9 protein-coding genes and 1 pseudogene are annotated in these 13,274 nt (G+C 72.7%); 7 read left to right on the plus strand and 3 right to left on the minus strand.

What is annotated here, in order from left to right; genetic code table 11:
* Nucleotides 1-6 precede the first annotated feature (6 nt).
* Nucleotides 7-2,691 carry an ATP-binding protein gene (locus KJK29_RS04520; RefSeq protein WP_215117393.1) on the minus strand — a complete coding sequence of 895 codons (2,685 nt, stop codon included), beginning with the start codon at nucleotides 2,689-2,691 and terminating at the stop codon, nucleotides 7-9.
* Between the two features lie 180 nt (nucleotides 2,692-2,871).
* On the opposite strand from KJK29_RS04520, the gene KJK29_RS04525 reads away from it, so the two are divergent.
* The 4 genes and pseudogenes from KJK29_RS04525 to KJK29_RS39150 all read left to right on the plus strand — a co-directional run bounded on the left by KJK29_RS04525 (nucleotide 2,872) and on the right by KJK29_RS39150 (nucleotide 7,024).
* Nucleotides 2,872-4,173, plus strand: a complete 1,302-nt coding sequence (locus KJK29_RS04525; protein WP_215117395.1) for an MFS transporter — start codon at nucleotides 2,872-2,874, stop codon at nucleotides 4,171-4,173.
* Nucleotides 4,174-4,177: 4 nt separating this feature from the next.
* Entirely contained in the window at nucleotides 4,178-5,332 is a 1,155-nt protein-coding gene (locus tag KJK29_RS04530) for an anhydro-N-acetylmuramic acid kinase (RefSeq protein WP_215117397.1), read from the plus strand.
* A gap of 57 nt (nucleotides 5,333-5,389) precedes the next feature.
* Nucleotides 5,390-5,473 (plus strand): annotated as a pseudogene (locus KJK29_RS39345) (DUF2510 domain-containing protein); the annotation flags it as partial.
* Nucleotides 5,474-5,896: 423 nt separating this feature from the next.
* Nucleotides 5,897-7,024, plus strand: a complete 1,128-nt coding sequence (locus tag KJK29_RS39150; RefSeq protein WP_370869193.1) for a collagen-like triple helix repeat-containing protein — start codon at nucleotides 5,897-5,899, stop codon at nucleotides 7,022-7,024.
* A 150-nt stretch (nucleotides 7,025-7,174) separates the two neighbouring features.
* Here KJK29_RS39150 and KJK29_RS04545 read toward each other — a convergent pair whose 3' ends face one another.
* A complete protein-coding gene (locus tag KJK29_RS04545) occupies nucleotides 7,175-7,786 on the minus strand; it encodes a TetR/AcrR family transcriptional regulator (RefSeq protein WP_215117399.1) in 612 nt (203 codons plus the stop codon).
* A 165-nt stretch (nucleotides 7,787-7,951) separates the two neighbouring features.
* Here KJK29_RS04545 and KJK29_RS04550 point away from each other — a divergent pair, with 165 nt between their 5' ends.
* Nucleotides 7,952-8,782 carry a phosphatase PAP2 family protein gene (locus KJK29_RS04550; RefSeq protein WP_215117401.1) on the plus strand — a complete coding sequence of 277 codons (831 nt, stop codon included), beginning with the start codon at nucleotides 7,952-7,954 and terminating at the stop codon, nucleotides 8,780-8,782.
* Nucleotides 8,779-9,732 carry a DMT family protein gene (locus KJK29_RS04555; protein ID WP_215117402.1) on the plus strand — a complete coding sequence of 318 codons (954 nt, stop codon included), beginning with the start codon at nucleotides 8,779-8,781 and terminating at the stop codon, nucleotides 9,730-9,732. The genes KJK29_RS04550 and KJK29_RS04555 overlap by 4 nt, the downstream gene beginning before the upstream one ends.
* Here KJK29_RS04555 and KJK29_RS04560 read toward each other — a convergent pair.
* Entirely contained in the window at nucleotides 9,722-11,773 is a 2,052-nt protein-coding gene (locus tag KJK29_RS04560; RefSeq protein ID WP_215117403.1) for a phosphocholine-specific phospholipase C, read from the minus strand. The two genes, KJK29_RS04555 and KJK29_RS04560, sit on opposite strands and share 11 nt — an antisense overlap.
* Before the next feature lie 169 nt (nucleotides 11,774-11,942).
* Between KJK29_RS04560 and KJK29_RS04565 the strand changes: the two genes are divergently transcribed.
* On the plus strand, nucleotides 11,943-13,226 hold the full coding sequence (locus KJK29_RS04565) for an MFS transporter (RefSeq protein ID WP_215117405.1): 1,284 nt from the start codon (nucleotides 11,943-11,945) through the stop codon (nucleotides 13,224-13,226).
* Nucleotides 13,227-13,274: the final 48 nt, after the last annotated feature.

Genomic DNA, 13,274 nt, shown 5'->3' on the forward strand with positions numbered 1-13,274 from the left:
TCCGGGCTATGCCGGTCCTAGGCCGGCCGCGAGCACGGCCCGTGCCCGCTCCGCGAGGCCGTCCGCGCCGCAGGAGACCGCCAGGTCAAGGCCGCGTTCGAGGTCGCTCACCGAGCGGGCCATGATGCCGTACTCGATACGGGCCGCCGCATGCTCGTACTGGCAGGGCGACGCCTCCAGGTAGGTGATCGCCTGGGTGGCGAGCCGGACCGCGCGCTGCCCGGTCTCCAGGGCGGCGGCGCAGCGCAGGGCCTCGCCGATGGCGGTGTCCGTGCCGAAGCGCTCGGCCTGCCGCCGGACGTCGACGGCGAGCCGGGCGGCACGGGCCGGGTCCTCGGTGCTGAGGGCCCGGGCGAGGTCGGCCGCCCAGGGGACGAGCACGGGGTTGTGGTGGCCGCGTGCCGCCGCGGCCTTCTCTGCGGCCTCCAGTTCGTTGATGCCGTCTTTGGTACGGCCGACGGCCAGCAGCAGCCGCCCGCGCACCGAGCGCGGGTCCGGCAGGACGATGGTGGAGGGGTAGGGCGGGGCGAAGCCGTAGCGTTCGGCGACCTCCCAGGCCTCCTGGACATGGCCGCGGGCGAGCAGCGTGTCGACGAGGTTGCAGGTCGCGGACCAGTACAGCGGCAGGCCGCGTCCGACGCGCTCGGCGAGGCGCAGCGACTCGCGCAGGGACGCCTCCGCCTCCTTCAGCCGGCCGCGCCTGCGGTGGCCGAGCCCGACGTAGGCGTGGGCGAGCGCGAGGTGGCCGCCGCTCCAGCCGGCCGTCTCGTAGGCGCGCAGGGCCTCGTTGTAGAGGGTCTCGGCGCGGTCGAGGCGGTCGGTGAAGGCGTACGCGTTGGCCAGCATCAGCAGCAGCTCGATGCCCCACTCGGTGTCGGTCCAGCCGAGCCCGGGGGCCAGACGGCCGTTGACGAGGGCGCGGTCGCACAGCTCGGCGACCTCTTCGGCGTTCTCGCCGTGCATGAGGGCGTCGAAGCCGCGCAGCATGAGCAGCGCGCGCTCGGAGTTGTCCCGGCCGGTGCAGGTGGCGGCGAGGTCGGCGAGCCGCCGGGAGCGGTCCGGCGAGGTGGCCTCGCCCGCGTGTATGCCCTCCCACATGAAGTGCACGGCCTGGAGCCGCATCCGGGCGGGTCCGGGCCTCAGCCGGGCGGCCTCCGCCTCGACCGTGCGGACCGCCTCCTCCAGCTGGTCGTTGTGGAGCAGCGCCTGGGAGAGCCGGAAGACGGCGTCCACGCGCTGGTCCCCGCCGAGGCCGGGCATGGCGAGCGCGGTCCGCAGATGGCCGATGGTGCGGGCGGGCGCGGTCAGGAAGGTGGCCTCGGCCAGTTCGTACAGCACATGCGGGTGCGATTCGGGCCGGGGCGGTTCCTTCAGGGCGCGCTCCAGGCAGCGGCGGGCGGCGTCGGGCGCGCCGACGGCGAGGTGCTCGCGGGCGGCCTCGCGCAGTTGCCCGACGAGTTCCTCGTCGTCGTCCGGGTGGACTTCGAGGAGGTGGCGGGCGGCAGCGGCGGCGCCGCGCCCCTCGTCGGTGACGATCCTGGCGGCTATGCCGTGCATGGCGGTGCACAGGGCGTCCGGTATGGAGTTGTAGACGTCGGTGGCGATCAGCGGGTGGACGAACTCCAGGGCGCCGTCGGCGCCGCGGCCGGTCGCGGGGTCGGGGGTGGTGAGGATGCGGGCGGTGCGCAGCAGTTCGGCGCAGCGGCGGGCGTCGTCGGGCCGCAGGGTGGCGAGCTTGGCGACCAGGTCGGTGGAGATGCCGGTGCCGAGGATGGCGGCGGCCCAGGCGAACCGCGTGGCGTCGATGCCGAGTTCCTCCAGGCGGGCGACGAGGCCGCCGCCGCGGGCCGAGCGGTTCAGTTCGCGCAGTTCCCCGGCCCGGGCCTCGACGGGTTCGAGTTCGCTGTCCTGGACCTTGGCGAGGAGTTCGACGGTCTCGTAGGGGTTGCCCGCGGTGACGGCCCAGACCTCGCGGCAGAACGCGGCGTCCGCGTGCGGGCCGAGGGTGGCGCGGGTGAGTCCCGCCGTCGCGTCCGGGGTGAGGGCGCTCAGCGTCGTGACGGGGCCGTCCGCGGCGGCGGCGACGGTGTCGAGGTGGCGGGCGCTGGTGCCGGAGACCTCGCCGGGGCGGCGGGTGACGACGACCAGCACGGACATCTCGTCGAGGCGCTCGGCGAGTTCGGCGAGCCAGTGCAGGGTCTCCTGGTCGGCCCAGTGGGCGTCGTCGATGAGCAGGACCAGCGGCCAGTCCCGGCGGGCGAGCCGGCGCACGGCGGCGACCAGTCCGTCGCACACGCCCTGCGGGTCGGCCTGCCGGTCGCCGGGCTCCGCGATGCCGAGGGCGGGGCCGGCGATGTCGTACCAGTCGCCGAGGTATTCGCGGGCCTCCTCCGGGAGCATCGACACGAGGGCCGGCTGCAGCAACTGCCGTACCACGTTGAAGGGGACGGACCTGAGGGTCTCGCCGCCGCGTGCCGACCAGACCGTGCAGCCGCGGGCCTCGGCGATGCGGCGGGTTTCGGCCAGCAGCGTGGTCTTGCCGAGTCCGGCCTCGCCCCGGAAGACCAGCAGTCCGCCGGACGAGGAGCGGTCCGCGCACAGGTTGTCGACCGCCCGCGCGACGGCGGCGACTTCCTCGTCGCGCTCCCAAAGGGAAGCCGAGGCGGCGGCCGTGGGCCGTACCTCCGTCATCCCGCTACCTCCCCAAGTCGCCCGAACGACGTACAGACGTCGAGCGTAGCCGTCCGATTGCCTGAGCGGTGGGCGGTCCGGGCACCTGTTGCCGTGACGGGTGAAACCGACGGCGACCGTACGACGCATCCGGCCCGTCACCAGCCGCCTTGTGGTCAACAAGGCACAACGGTACGGGAGGTGACGGCCATTCACCAGGGACTGGACGCACGGCGCGGCCGACGGGCGCTGATCGCGGGGTCGGTGGGCAATCTCATCGAGTGGTACGAGTTCGGCGTCTACGGCTACTTCGCGACGATCATCGCGGCGCGGTTCTTCACGCCGGAGGGCGGCAGCGAGATCGAGGCTCTCGTGAAGACGTACGCCTCGTTCGCGCTCGCGTTCTTCTTCCGACCGGTCGGGGCGGCGCTTTTCGGCCGTCTCGGGGACCGCGTGGGCCGTCGGCCGGTGCTGGTCCTGGTGATCACTTTGATGACGGTGGCGACGACGCTGATCGGCGTGCTGCCGACCTACGCGCAGGCGGGTGCGCTGGCGCCCTGGCTGCTGACCTTCCTGCGGGTGCTCCAAGGGTTGTCGGCCGGTGGGGAGTTCGGCGGGGCGGTGTCGGTGATGACGGAGTTCGCTCCGCGGGGCCGGCGGGGGCTGTACGGGTCGTTGCAGTCGTTCACGGTGGCACTGGGGCTGCTGGGCGGTGCGGGCGCGGCGGCGCTGCTGGCCACCGTGCTGACCGAGGAGCAGCTCGGGGCGTGGGGCTGGCGGCTGCCGTTCCTGCTGACCCTGCCGCTGGGGCTGGGGGCGTTGTGGCTGAGGCTGCGGCTGGACGAGACACCGGAGTTCGTGGCGGAGCGGTCGCTGGAGAGACCTCCCCCGCGCGAGGTCGCGAGGGCGATCGCGCTGGGCGCGGGGCGGATCATGGGCTGGGCCGCGGCCGGTTACACGTTCCTCGTCGTGCTGCCGTCGTATCTGCAGAGTTCGCTGGGTGCGACCTTCCAGGAGGCGCTGGTCGCCACCGTGCTGGCCAATGTGGGCTTCGCGGTGACGATCGTGCCGGCGGGGCTGCTCAGTGACCTGCTCGGCCGGCGGGCGGTGATGCTGACGGGCGCGGTGCTGGTCGTGGTCCTGTCGGTGCCGCTGCTCAACCTTCTCCAGGAGCCCGGCGTTTCGAACTCCGTGAAGGGTGCGGCGGTGTGCGGCGCGGGTGCGGTGGTGGGGCTGTTGGCGGGCCCGGGACCGGCGATGCTGTCGGAGATGTTCCCGGCGCGGGTGCGCTACACGGGCCTGGGGCTCGCCTACGCGCTGTCCAATGCGGTGTTCTCGGGGTGCGCCGGGCTGATCATCACGGAGACGATCGAGCGGACGGGGAGCGTGGACATCCCCGCGTACTACGCGGCGGCGGCGTGCGCGGTGAGCGTACCGGCCCTGCTCACGCTGCCCGCGCGGCGGGTGCGCGGGGCGAAAGCGGTGGCGGAGAGGACGGGTTGAGGCGATGCGGGTGATCGGGCTGATGTCCGGGACGTCGTACGACGCGATCGACGCGGCGGCGGCCGAGCTGGAGCTCGTCGGCGACAGCCTGGTGCTGAAGCCGCTCGGCATGGTGAGCGAGGCGTACGACGGCGAACTGCGCGATGCCCTGTCGGCCGCGCTGCCGCCGGGGACCACCACCCTGGGCGAGGTGTGCCGGCTGGACACCCGGATCGGTCAGGCCTTCGCGGCGGCGGCGCTGCGGGCCGACCGGGAACTGTGCGTGGGACGAGCGGAGTTGGTGGCCTCGCACGGGCAGACCGTGTACCACTGGGTCGCCGAGGGCGAGGTCCACGGCACGCTCCAGCTGGGGCAGCCGGCCTGGATCGCCGAGGCGACCGGGCTGCCGGTCGTCGCCGACTTCCGGCCTCGTGACATCGCCGCGGGCGGGCAGGGCGCGCCGCTGGTCAGCCTGGTCGACCTGCTGTGGCTGCGCGGCCGTCCGGGCCGGCCCGTCGCACTGAACGTCGGCGGCATTGCCAACCTCACCGCCCTCGACGGGACCGCCTTCGACACCGGGGCGGGCTGCGCGCTGATCGACGCGGCGGCGCGGGGGTTCAGCGGCGGGGCCCTGGCCTACGACACGGACGGGGCCCTGGCCGCCCGGGGCCGGGTGCACGGGCCGCTGCTGGAACGGCTGCTCCAGGAGCCGTACTACGCGCTGCCCGCGCCCAAGACGACGGGCAAGGAGCTGTTCCACCTGGGGCATCTGCGGGACGCACTGGCCGGGTTCGGGACGCTGCCCGCCGAGGACGTCGTCGCGACCCTGACGATGCTCACGGCCCGGACCGTTGCGGACGCCGTGCGGTCGGTGGACGCGACGGAGGTGATCGCCTCCGGCGGCGGGACGCGCAACCCGGTGCTGATGAGGATGCTCGGGGAGCTGCTGCCCGGGGTTGCGGTGCGCGCCTCGGACGAACTGGGGCTGCCGTCCGGGGCGAAGGAGACCTACGCCTTCGCCGTCCTGGGCTTCCTGACCCTGCACGGCCTGCCCGGCACGTCCCCCGCGAGCACGGGTGCCCGGCATCCGAGCGTGCTGGGTTCGGTGACCCCGGGCCGGGACGGACTGCGACTCCCACCGCCCGCGCACCTGCGGCCGACCCGGTTGATCCTGGAATGACCGATCCTGGTCGACTCCTCTCATGCCTCTTTCACCGACGCCTCATACGGTGGGGGCATGACGCAGGAGACTCCTTCCGGGTGGTACCCCGACCCCGGCCAGAAAAGTGACGGGCCCGCCACCGAACGCTGGTGGGACGGCAAGGCCTGGACGGCCGACATCCGCCCGACCCAGCCGCCGACGCCTCCGGCGGCTGAGGGGGGTTCGGCTGCGACGAACTCGGGTGCTGCGGGCACCCCGGGCTCTGTTGGAGACTCGGGCGCGACTGACGGCCCGGCTCCCGCCGCGAGGAATCCGGCCGCCGCGGAGGCCTCTGCGCCTGCGAGGGACTCGGACAGCGGGAACAGTTCGGCCACTGCGGGCGATAACACCCCTGCGGCGGGCTCGGGCGCCGCAGGTGGTCACGCCCCTGCGGCGGGCTCGGGCGCCGCGGGCGGTCACGCCCCTGCCGCGGGCTCCGACGCTGCGGTGAATGCGGCCTCTGCCGAAGGCTCGGGCGCCGTCGGCGATTCTGCTCCTGCGGCAGGCTCAGGCGCCGCCGGCGATTCTGCTCCTGCGGCAGACTTGGGCACCGCGGGTGATTCGGCCCCGGCGGGGGATCCACCTGCTGCCGCACATCCGGACGCTGCCGGGCATGGCAGCGCCGCCGGGCAACCGGGACCTCCCGGATACCCGAGCACCACCGGACATCCGAGCGCCCCTGGCCACCCAGGCACCCCCGGGCACCCGGGCGCCACCGCATACCCAGGCACCCCCGGATACCCAGGCACGCCGGAACAACCCCCAGGGCCTGCCCAATACCCCAACGCCCCCGGATACCCCCACACCCCCGGATACCCGGCCGCCGGCGCCTACCCCGGCTACCCCGCCGCTCCCCCGGCCGCCCGGGGAAGCCGGCTGCGGGTCGGGATTGCCGTCGGGGCGGCTGTCGTTGTGCTCGCGAGCATCGGGGTCGGGGTGTACGCGCTGACCGACAACGGGGGCTCGGGCGGAGGTTCGGCCACCTCGCAGGGCCCGGGCGGGCCGGGAGCGCCCGGCGGCAATGGCGGGCCGTTCGGCGGACCGGGTGGCTCGGGGGGATCCGGCGACGATGGTGGCTCCGGAGATTCCGGCGGCTCCGGTGGGCAGAGTCCGTCCCCCGAGCAGTCCGAGCCGCCGAAGATCAGGAGCGGGTCGGTGACCGACGCGGTCAGCGGGATCAGCATGCCGATCCCGAAGGGCTGGTACGGCCAGGAGATCACGGTCGGCGCGCAGGTCACGTCCGACGACTCCTACAAGTGCCCCGGCGACACCTCCTCGACCTGCACGAAGGGCGGAGCCTACTCCGCTCCGGCCCTGGCCCTCGGCACCAAGGGCAGCACCCCCGAGGAGATCGCCAAGGCGGACATCTCGGCCAACGCGGAGGAGTCGTACGGCGGCAAGTCCTACGGCGGGATCACCTCCCACGACGTACTGGCGGCCAAGGCGGTGACCGTGGCCGGGCAGAAGGGCTACCTGGTCCGCTGGAAGGCCGTCACCAGCAAGGGCGCCGACGGCATCGTGGAGTCCCTCGCGTTCCCCTCCCCGGCGAACGCGAAGCAGATGGTCGTCGTCCGGTTCGGCGTGGACGCCGACCAGAAGGAGTCCGTCCTCGACGACATCGCCAAGGGCATCAAGGTGTCGACGGGCAGCGGCAACGGCCAGGACGTCTGACACAGAGCACAAGAACCGGTCGGCCGGGTGGGGCGCCCCCGCCGCTCACAGGGGAACCCCACCCGGCCGGGGGGTGCGCGCCGCCCCCGTCCCCACGGGTCGGCGCGGTCGGGTCACCGTCCTGTCATCCGACGGACGGCGGCCCGGGTCTCATCTCAGGCCCAGCGCCGGCAGCACGGCGGCCTCCACGAACCGGACCAGATAGTCCGGGTCGGCCCACTCGCCCTCCAGGACGGGCCGCACCCGCAGGACGCCGAACATCTGCGCAGGGATGTACTCCAGCGCCGGGTGATCGGCGGGCACCTCTCCCCTCTCGACGCCGCGCCGGATGATCTCCTTCAGCGCGGCGATCTCCGGTTCGATCAGGGCCTCGCGCAACGCCCGCTGCAACTCCGGGTCCTGAGGGGCCGCGTGGGCGAGCGCCTGGAGGAGCTGGGTGTCCCGGCCGGACAACTCCCCCGCCGCCCGGGCGGCCTCACGCAGATCGTCCGCGAGCGAGCCGGTGTCGATGCAGTGCGTCCGCCGGTGTGAGCGCAGCGCCGCCGCCACGAACTGGGGCTTGGTCTTCCACTGCCGGTAGAGCGTGGACTTGCTGCAGCGGGTGCTGGCGGCGATCCCCTCCATGGTGACGGAGTCGTAGCCGCACTCGCGGAGCTGTTCCAGCACGGCGTCGAAGAACTCCTGCTCACGCTCCGGCGTGATCTTGGAGCGGCGTGTGGCACCGACCGGCTCGGGTCGGTCGTCCGCAGCCTGCGGCGTCATGACCGTGCTCCTGGCTTCCCTCGGGCGGCCGAGACATTCCGGCCGGCAGTGTGTTCTACGTCTATCGATACGCCAGTGTACCGGAACGCGAGCGTATCGGTACACTGGCGTATCGGTACGCACTCGTACCGATAACAGCACCACCGTCACCGAAGGGGCCGGGGGATGAATGCCCGCACCGAGCCTGCGCCGGCGGGGTCCGACGCGACAGCGCGACCGCCGCACGTCATAGCCCGACCGCCGCTCGTCCGGGAGCTCCTGCTCGTCGCGGGGCTCTTCCTCGTCTACAAGCTCGGCCGGCAGCTGGCCACGGGCCACACCGGCGAGGCCTTCCACAACGCGCACCGCGTGTGGGACTTCGAGCGGGCGGTCCATCTGCCCGGCGAAGGGGCGGTGCAGTCCCTGCTGCTGCACGGCGACGCTCTGGTGCGTGTCGCGAACACCTACTACGCGACCGTCCACTTCCCGGCCACGGTCGCCTTCCTGGTCTGGCTCTATCTGCGCCGCCCGGCCCACTACGTCTGGGCCCGCCGGGTCCTGGCCGCCGTCACCGCCGCCGCGCTGGCACTGCACCTGCTCTTCCCGCTCGCCCCGCCCCGGATGCTGGCCGCGACCGGCCTGGTGGACACGGCCCGCGTGTACGGGCCGTCGGTCTACGGCGATCCCGCGACCGACTCCCTCTCGAACCAGTTCGCCGCGATGCCGTCACTGCACTTCGGCTGGGCCCTGATGGTGGCGATCGGCCTGATCGTCGCGACCCGGTCGCGGTGGCGCCTGCTCTGGCTGCTGCATCCGCTGCTGACGCTGCTGGTGATCGTCGGCACCGCGAACCACTACTGGCTGGACGCGATCGTGGCGACGGCCCTGCTCGCTCTCGCGCTCGCCGTGGTCCACGTGCCGCACCGCACGGCGACCACGGCGGGCCGCGCGCAGGGCGGGCTCGTACCCGCCCAGGGCCGAACCGAGGAGCAGGCACTCGCGGGAGCCGGCCGATGAACGCCGTCGTCGTCGCCGTCGCCCTGTCCCTCGTCTCCGCCGTCGCCTACGCGGCAGCGGCCGTCGCCCAGGAGCGGCTCGCCTCCCGCTCCCCCGGCTCGGGCGTGCTGCGGATGCTCGGCAGCGGCGCCTGGTGGTCGTCGGTCGGACTGAACGCGTCGGCCGCGCTGCTGCACGTCGTGGCCCTGAGGTACGGGCCGCTGACCGTGGTCCAGCCGCTCGGCGCGCTCACCCTGGTCGCGGCGGTGCCCATGGGTGCGCGGCTCGCGGGACGGCGGGTGAGCACGGTCGAGTGGAAGGGCACCGCGCTGACACTGCTCGGCCTGGGCGCGGTCCTGGTCACCGCGTCCGGCCCGGCGCCCGAGGAGGTGCTGAGCGTTCCCGAGGCGCTGGCCGTGGCGGGTGCCACCGCCGCCCTCATCGGAATGCTGTCCCGGCCGGGCGCCCGCCCGGGGCTGCGGCACGCGACCGCGTCCGGCATCGCGTCAGGAGTGGCCTCGGCCCTCACCCAGACCGTGACGGTGGCCGCGACGGACCGTTCGGGTCCGCTGCTGAGCGTCCAGGTGGTCGGGGTGGCGCTGCTCGTGGCGGCCTTCGCGGCCGGCGGGCTGCTGCTGTCGCAGGTGGCGTACCGGGGCGGTCTGGGCGCCCCGCTCGCCATGGTGACCCTGTCCAACCCGCTGGCCGCCGCGGTGATCGGGCTGTCGCTGCTGGGCGAACGCCTCCAGGGCGGCCCGGCGGGCGTGCTGCTCGCGCTCGCCGGGGCCGGGCTGGCGTCCTGGGGCGTGGTACTGCTCAGCAGGGCGACGCCCCAGGACCACGACCGTCCGGTGGACGACGACCATCCGGTGGCCGCCGTCCTGGCCCTGGAACCCGGCTCGGCCACGGCCGAACCGGTGTTGGTGCCCCGGCCGCACGATCCGGGGCACCTCTTCCCTGCTACCCGGTGATGATCGCCGGGTCGCTCACACCCGGCCGGCCGTTCTCGACGTGTCCCGCGAACCGCCGCAGGAACGCCGCGTCGCCCTCGACGGTGACGGTCAGGTCGTACCAGCGGCGGCTGCGGTCGAGGTCGACGGTCCGCCGTACCTTCGCGCCCGGGCGGACGGAGACGGTCGTGGGCTTGGCGCCGTAGCGGTCGGAGAGCTTCAGCCGTGCCGTGCCGGAGCCCTTGTTGGTGAAGGTCAGCTCGATGTCGTCACCGGTGTGGCGTGCGGTGACCTCACAGCCGGCCTTCTTGTTCGACCCCTTGAAGACCCGCACGAAGCCGTTCGGGCCGTGCACGGTCAGGTCGTACGAGCCCCCCGAATAGGCCGAGTTCCAGGTGTCGGAGAGCGACTTGCCGGCCTCGGTGGTGTACATCCAGGGGCCGTCGGTCCGGTTGCCGGAGGTGATGTGGAAGGCGGCGCCGGCCTTCGGCCCGGAGGCGAAGGCGAGGGTGAGCTTCCCGGCGGCGGCGTCGACGGAGGCGTCCACGTGCGGGGCGTACCTCAGCGGCCGGGTGCGGCGCGAGCCGCGTTCCTGCCGGGGCATGCGCGGGTCGGCGGGCGGGGCCGGCTTGTAGTCGGGGTGGCGTTCGCGGTCCTGCGGCTCGTACTCGTCGGTGCCGGGCAGCGGGACCGGTCGCGCGTCCTTGCGGGAGAAGTCGAACGCGGCCGTCAGATCGCCGCAGATGGCCCGGCGCCAGGGCGAGATGTTGGGCTCGCGCACCCCGAAGCGGCGTTCCATGAACCGCAGGATCGAGGTGTGGTCGAGGGTCTCCGAGCAGACGTAACCGCCCTTGCTCCACGGCGAGACGACCAGCATCGGCACCCGGGGCCCGAGGCCGTAGGGGCCGGCCGTGTTCTTCGCGTCGCCCGGGAAGAGGTCGAGGGAGACGTCGACGGTGGACAGACCGCGCGAGGCGTCCTTGGGCGGCAGCGGCGGCACCACGTGGTCGAAGAAGCCGTCGTTCTCGTCGTACGTGATGAACAGGGCGGTCTTCGACCAGACCTCCGGGTTGGAGGTGAGGGCGTCCAGGACCTGCGCGATGTACCAGGCACCGTAGTTCGAGGGCCAGTTGGAGTGCTCGGAGAAGGCCTCGGGGGCGGCGATCCAGGAGATCTGCGGCAGCTTGCCCGCCTTGACGTCCGCCTTCAACTGGTCGAAGTAGCCCTCGCCCGCCTTGGCGTTCGTGCCGGTGCGGGCCTTGTCGTACCAGGGGTCGCCGGGCTGGGCGCCCCGGTACTTGTTGAAGTACAGCAGGGAGTTGTCACCGTAGTTGCCGCGGTAGGCGTCCTCGATCCAGCCCCAGGAGCCCTTGGCGTCGAGGCCGTCGCCGATGTCCTGGTAGACCTTCCAGGAGAGGCCGGCCTGCTCCAGGCGCTCGGGGTAGGTCGTCCAGCCGTAGCCGAGTTCGTCGTTGCCGAGGACCGGGCCGCCGCCGGTGCCGTCGTTGCCCGTGTAGCCGGACCACATGTAGTAGCGGTTCGGGTCGGTGGAGCCGATGAACGAGCAGTGGTAGGCGTCGCAGACGGTGAAGGAGTCGGCGAGGGCGTAGTGGAAGGGGATGTCCTCGCGGGTCAGGTACGCCATGGTCGTGGTGCCCTTGGCGGGCACCCACCGGTCGTACTTGCCGCCGCGGTAGGCCTGGTGGCCGTCGGGCCAGGAGTGCGGCAGGCCCTCCAGGAACTGCATGCCGAGGTCGTCGGCGTCCGGATGGAACGGCAGGATCTCCTTGCCGTCCTTCTCCTGGTGCCAGACCGACTTGCCGTTGTCGAGCGCGACCGGACGCGGGTCGCCGAAGCCGCGGACGCCTCTCAGAGTCCCGAAGTAGTGGTCGAAGGAACGGTTCTCCTGCATCAGGACGACGATGTGCTCGACGTCCTCGATCGACCCGGTGCGGTGGTTCGCCGGAAGTGCGGCGGCGCGCTGGATGCTGGCGGACAGCGCACTGAAGGCCGTGGTGGCACCCGCGAGTTGAAGAAAGCGGCGCCGGTTTACTTCGGACATGAAGGACAGACCTCTCATCCTGAGGTGCTGGATGGCCGGAACATGACGGAATCTGCGCGGAAGGAGTGTTTCAGGGACACCAAACGCCAAGGAAGGGGCTGGTGACACTCATGTGAAAGTCGCGGGTACGGCAGGTGTGGCGGGGCCATGCCCGGGGAGGGTGAGGGGCGTGACAGAGACGCAGACGGTTTCCCCGCCGACGAAACGGCCCGTCCGCCAGCTCCTCGCCGCCTCCGTGGGCAACGCCGTGGAGTGGTACGACTGGTACGCCTACACGTTCCTGGCGACGTTCATCGCCGCCCAGGTCTTCCCCAAGAGCGCGGACAACTCGCTGGTGCCGCTGCTGTCGACGTTCGCCGTGTTCGCGGTGGGCTTCTTCATGCGGCCGGTCGGCGGGCTGCTGATGGGCGCGGTCGCGGACCGGCACGGGCGGCGTGCCGCGCTGACGGTCACCATCCTGCTGATGGGCGGCAGCAGCCTGCTGGTCGGCCTCACCCCGACCTATGCCTCGGTGGGCGTGCTGGCGCCGGTGACCCTCGTCCTCGCCCGGCTGCTGCAGGGCCTGTCCGTGGGCGGCGAGTTCGCGGCCTCGACGACCTTCCTGGTCGAATCGGCGGGCCCGGGCCGGCGCGGGCTGTTCTCCAGCTTCCAGTACGTGTCGACGACCGTGGGGCAGCTCGTCGCCTCCGGCATCGCCGCGCTGCTCGTGGGCACGCTGAGCGTCGGGCAGATGGACAGCTGGGGCTGGCGGGTCCCGTTCGTGCTCGGGGCCTTGCTGAGCCTGGTCGGCTTCTGGATCCGGCGGGGCGCGCAGGAGACCCGCAGCGCCGAGCAGCGGGAGGCCCCGCGCCCGGGCCTGTTCGAGGCACTGCGCCGGCATCCGCGCGAGTCGCTCCTGATCTGCGGCATCACCGCGGGCGGCACCATCGCCTACTACACCTGGACGTCGTACCTGCCGACCTACGCCGAACTCAACGCGGGCATCTCGAAGTCGGACGCGCTGCTCGCGGGCACCATCTCCCTGGCCTTCTTCGCCCTGCTGCAGCCGCTCGGCGGCCTCCTCTCGGACCGCTTCGGCCGCCGCCCCCTGCTGCTCTTCTTCGGCCTGGGCTTCGCCCTGCTCTCGGTGCCGCTGCTGCACAGCCTGCGCGACTCGTTCGCCGTACTGCTGCTCGTGCAGTGCGCGGGCATGGTGCTGCTGACCGGCTTCACCTCGATCAGCGCGGCCGTCAACGCGGAGATCTTCCCGCCCCGGGTCCGCGCGGCCGGCATCGGCTTCCCCTACTCCCTGACGGTCGCCCTCTTCGGCGGCACGGCTCCGTACGTCGGCACCCTGTTCAAGGAGCTGGGACACTCGGGGCTGTTCCCGTGGTACGTCGCCGTGTTGTGCCTGCTGTCGTCGCTGGTGTATCTGCGACTGCCGGAGACGGCGCACACACCGCTTCGACGGTGACGCACCTCTTCACCTCGTAATTCGCTTGCCCTCGCCGCAGGTCACCGC

It is taken from the genome of Streptomyces koelreuteriae (assembly GCF_018604545.1).
Taxonomy (GTDB): domain Bacteria; phylum Actinomycetota; class Actinomycetes; order Streptomycetales; family Streptomycetaceae; genus Streptomyces; species Streptomyces koelreuteriae.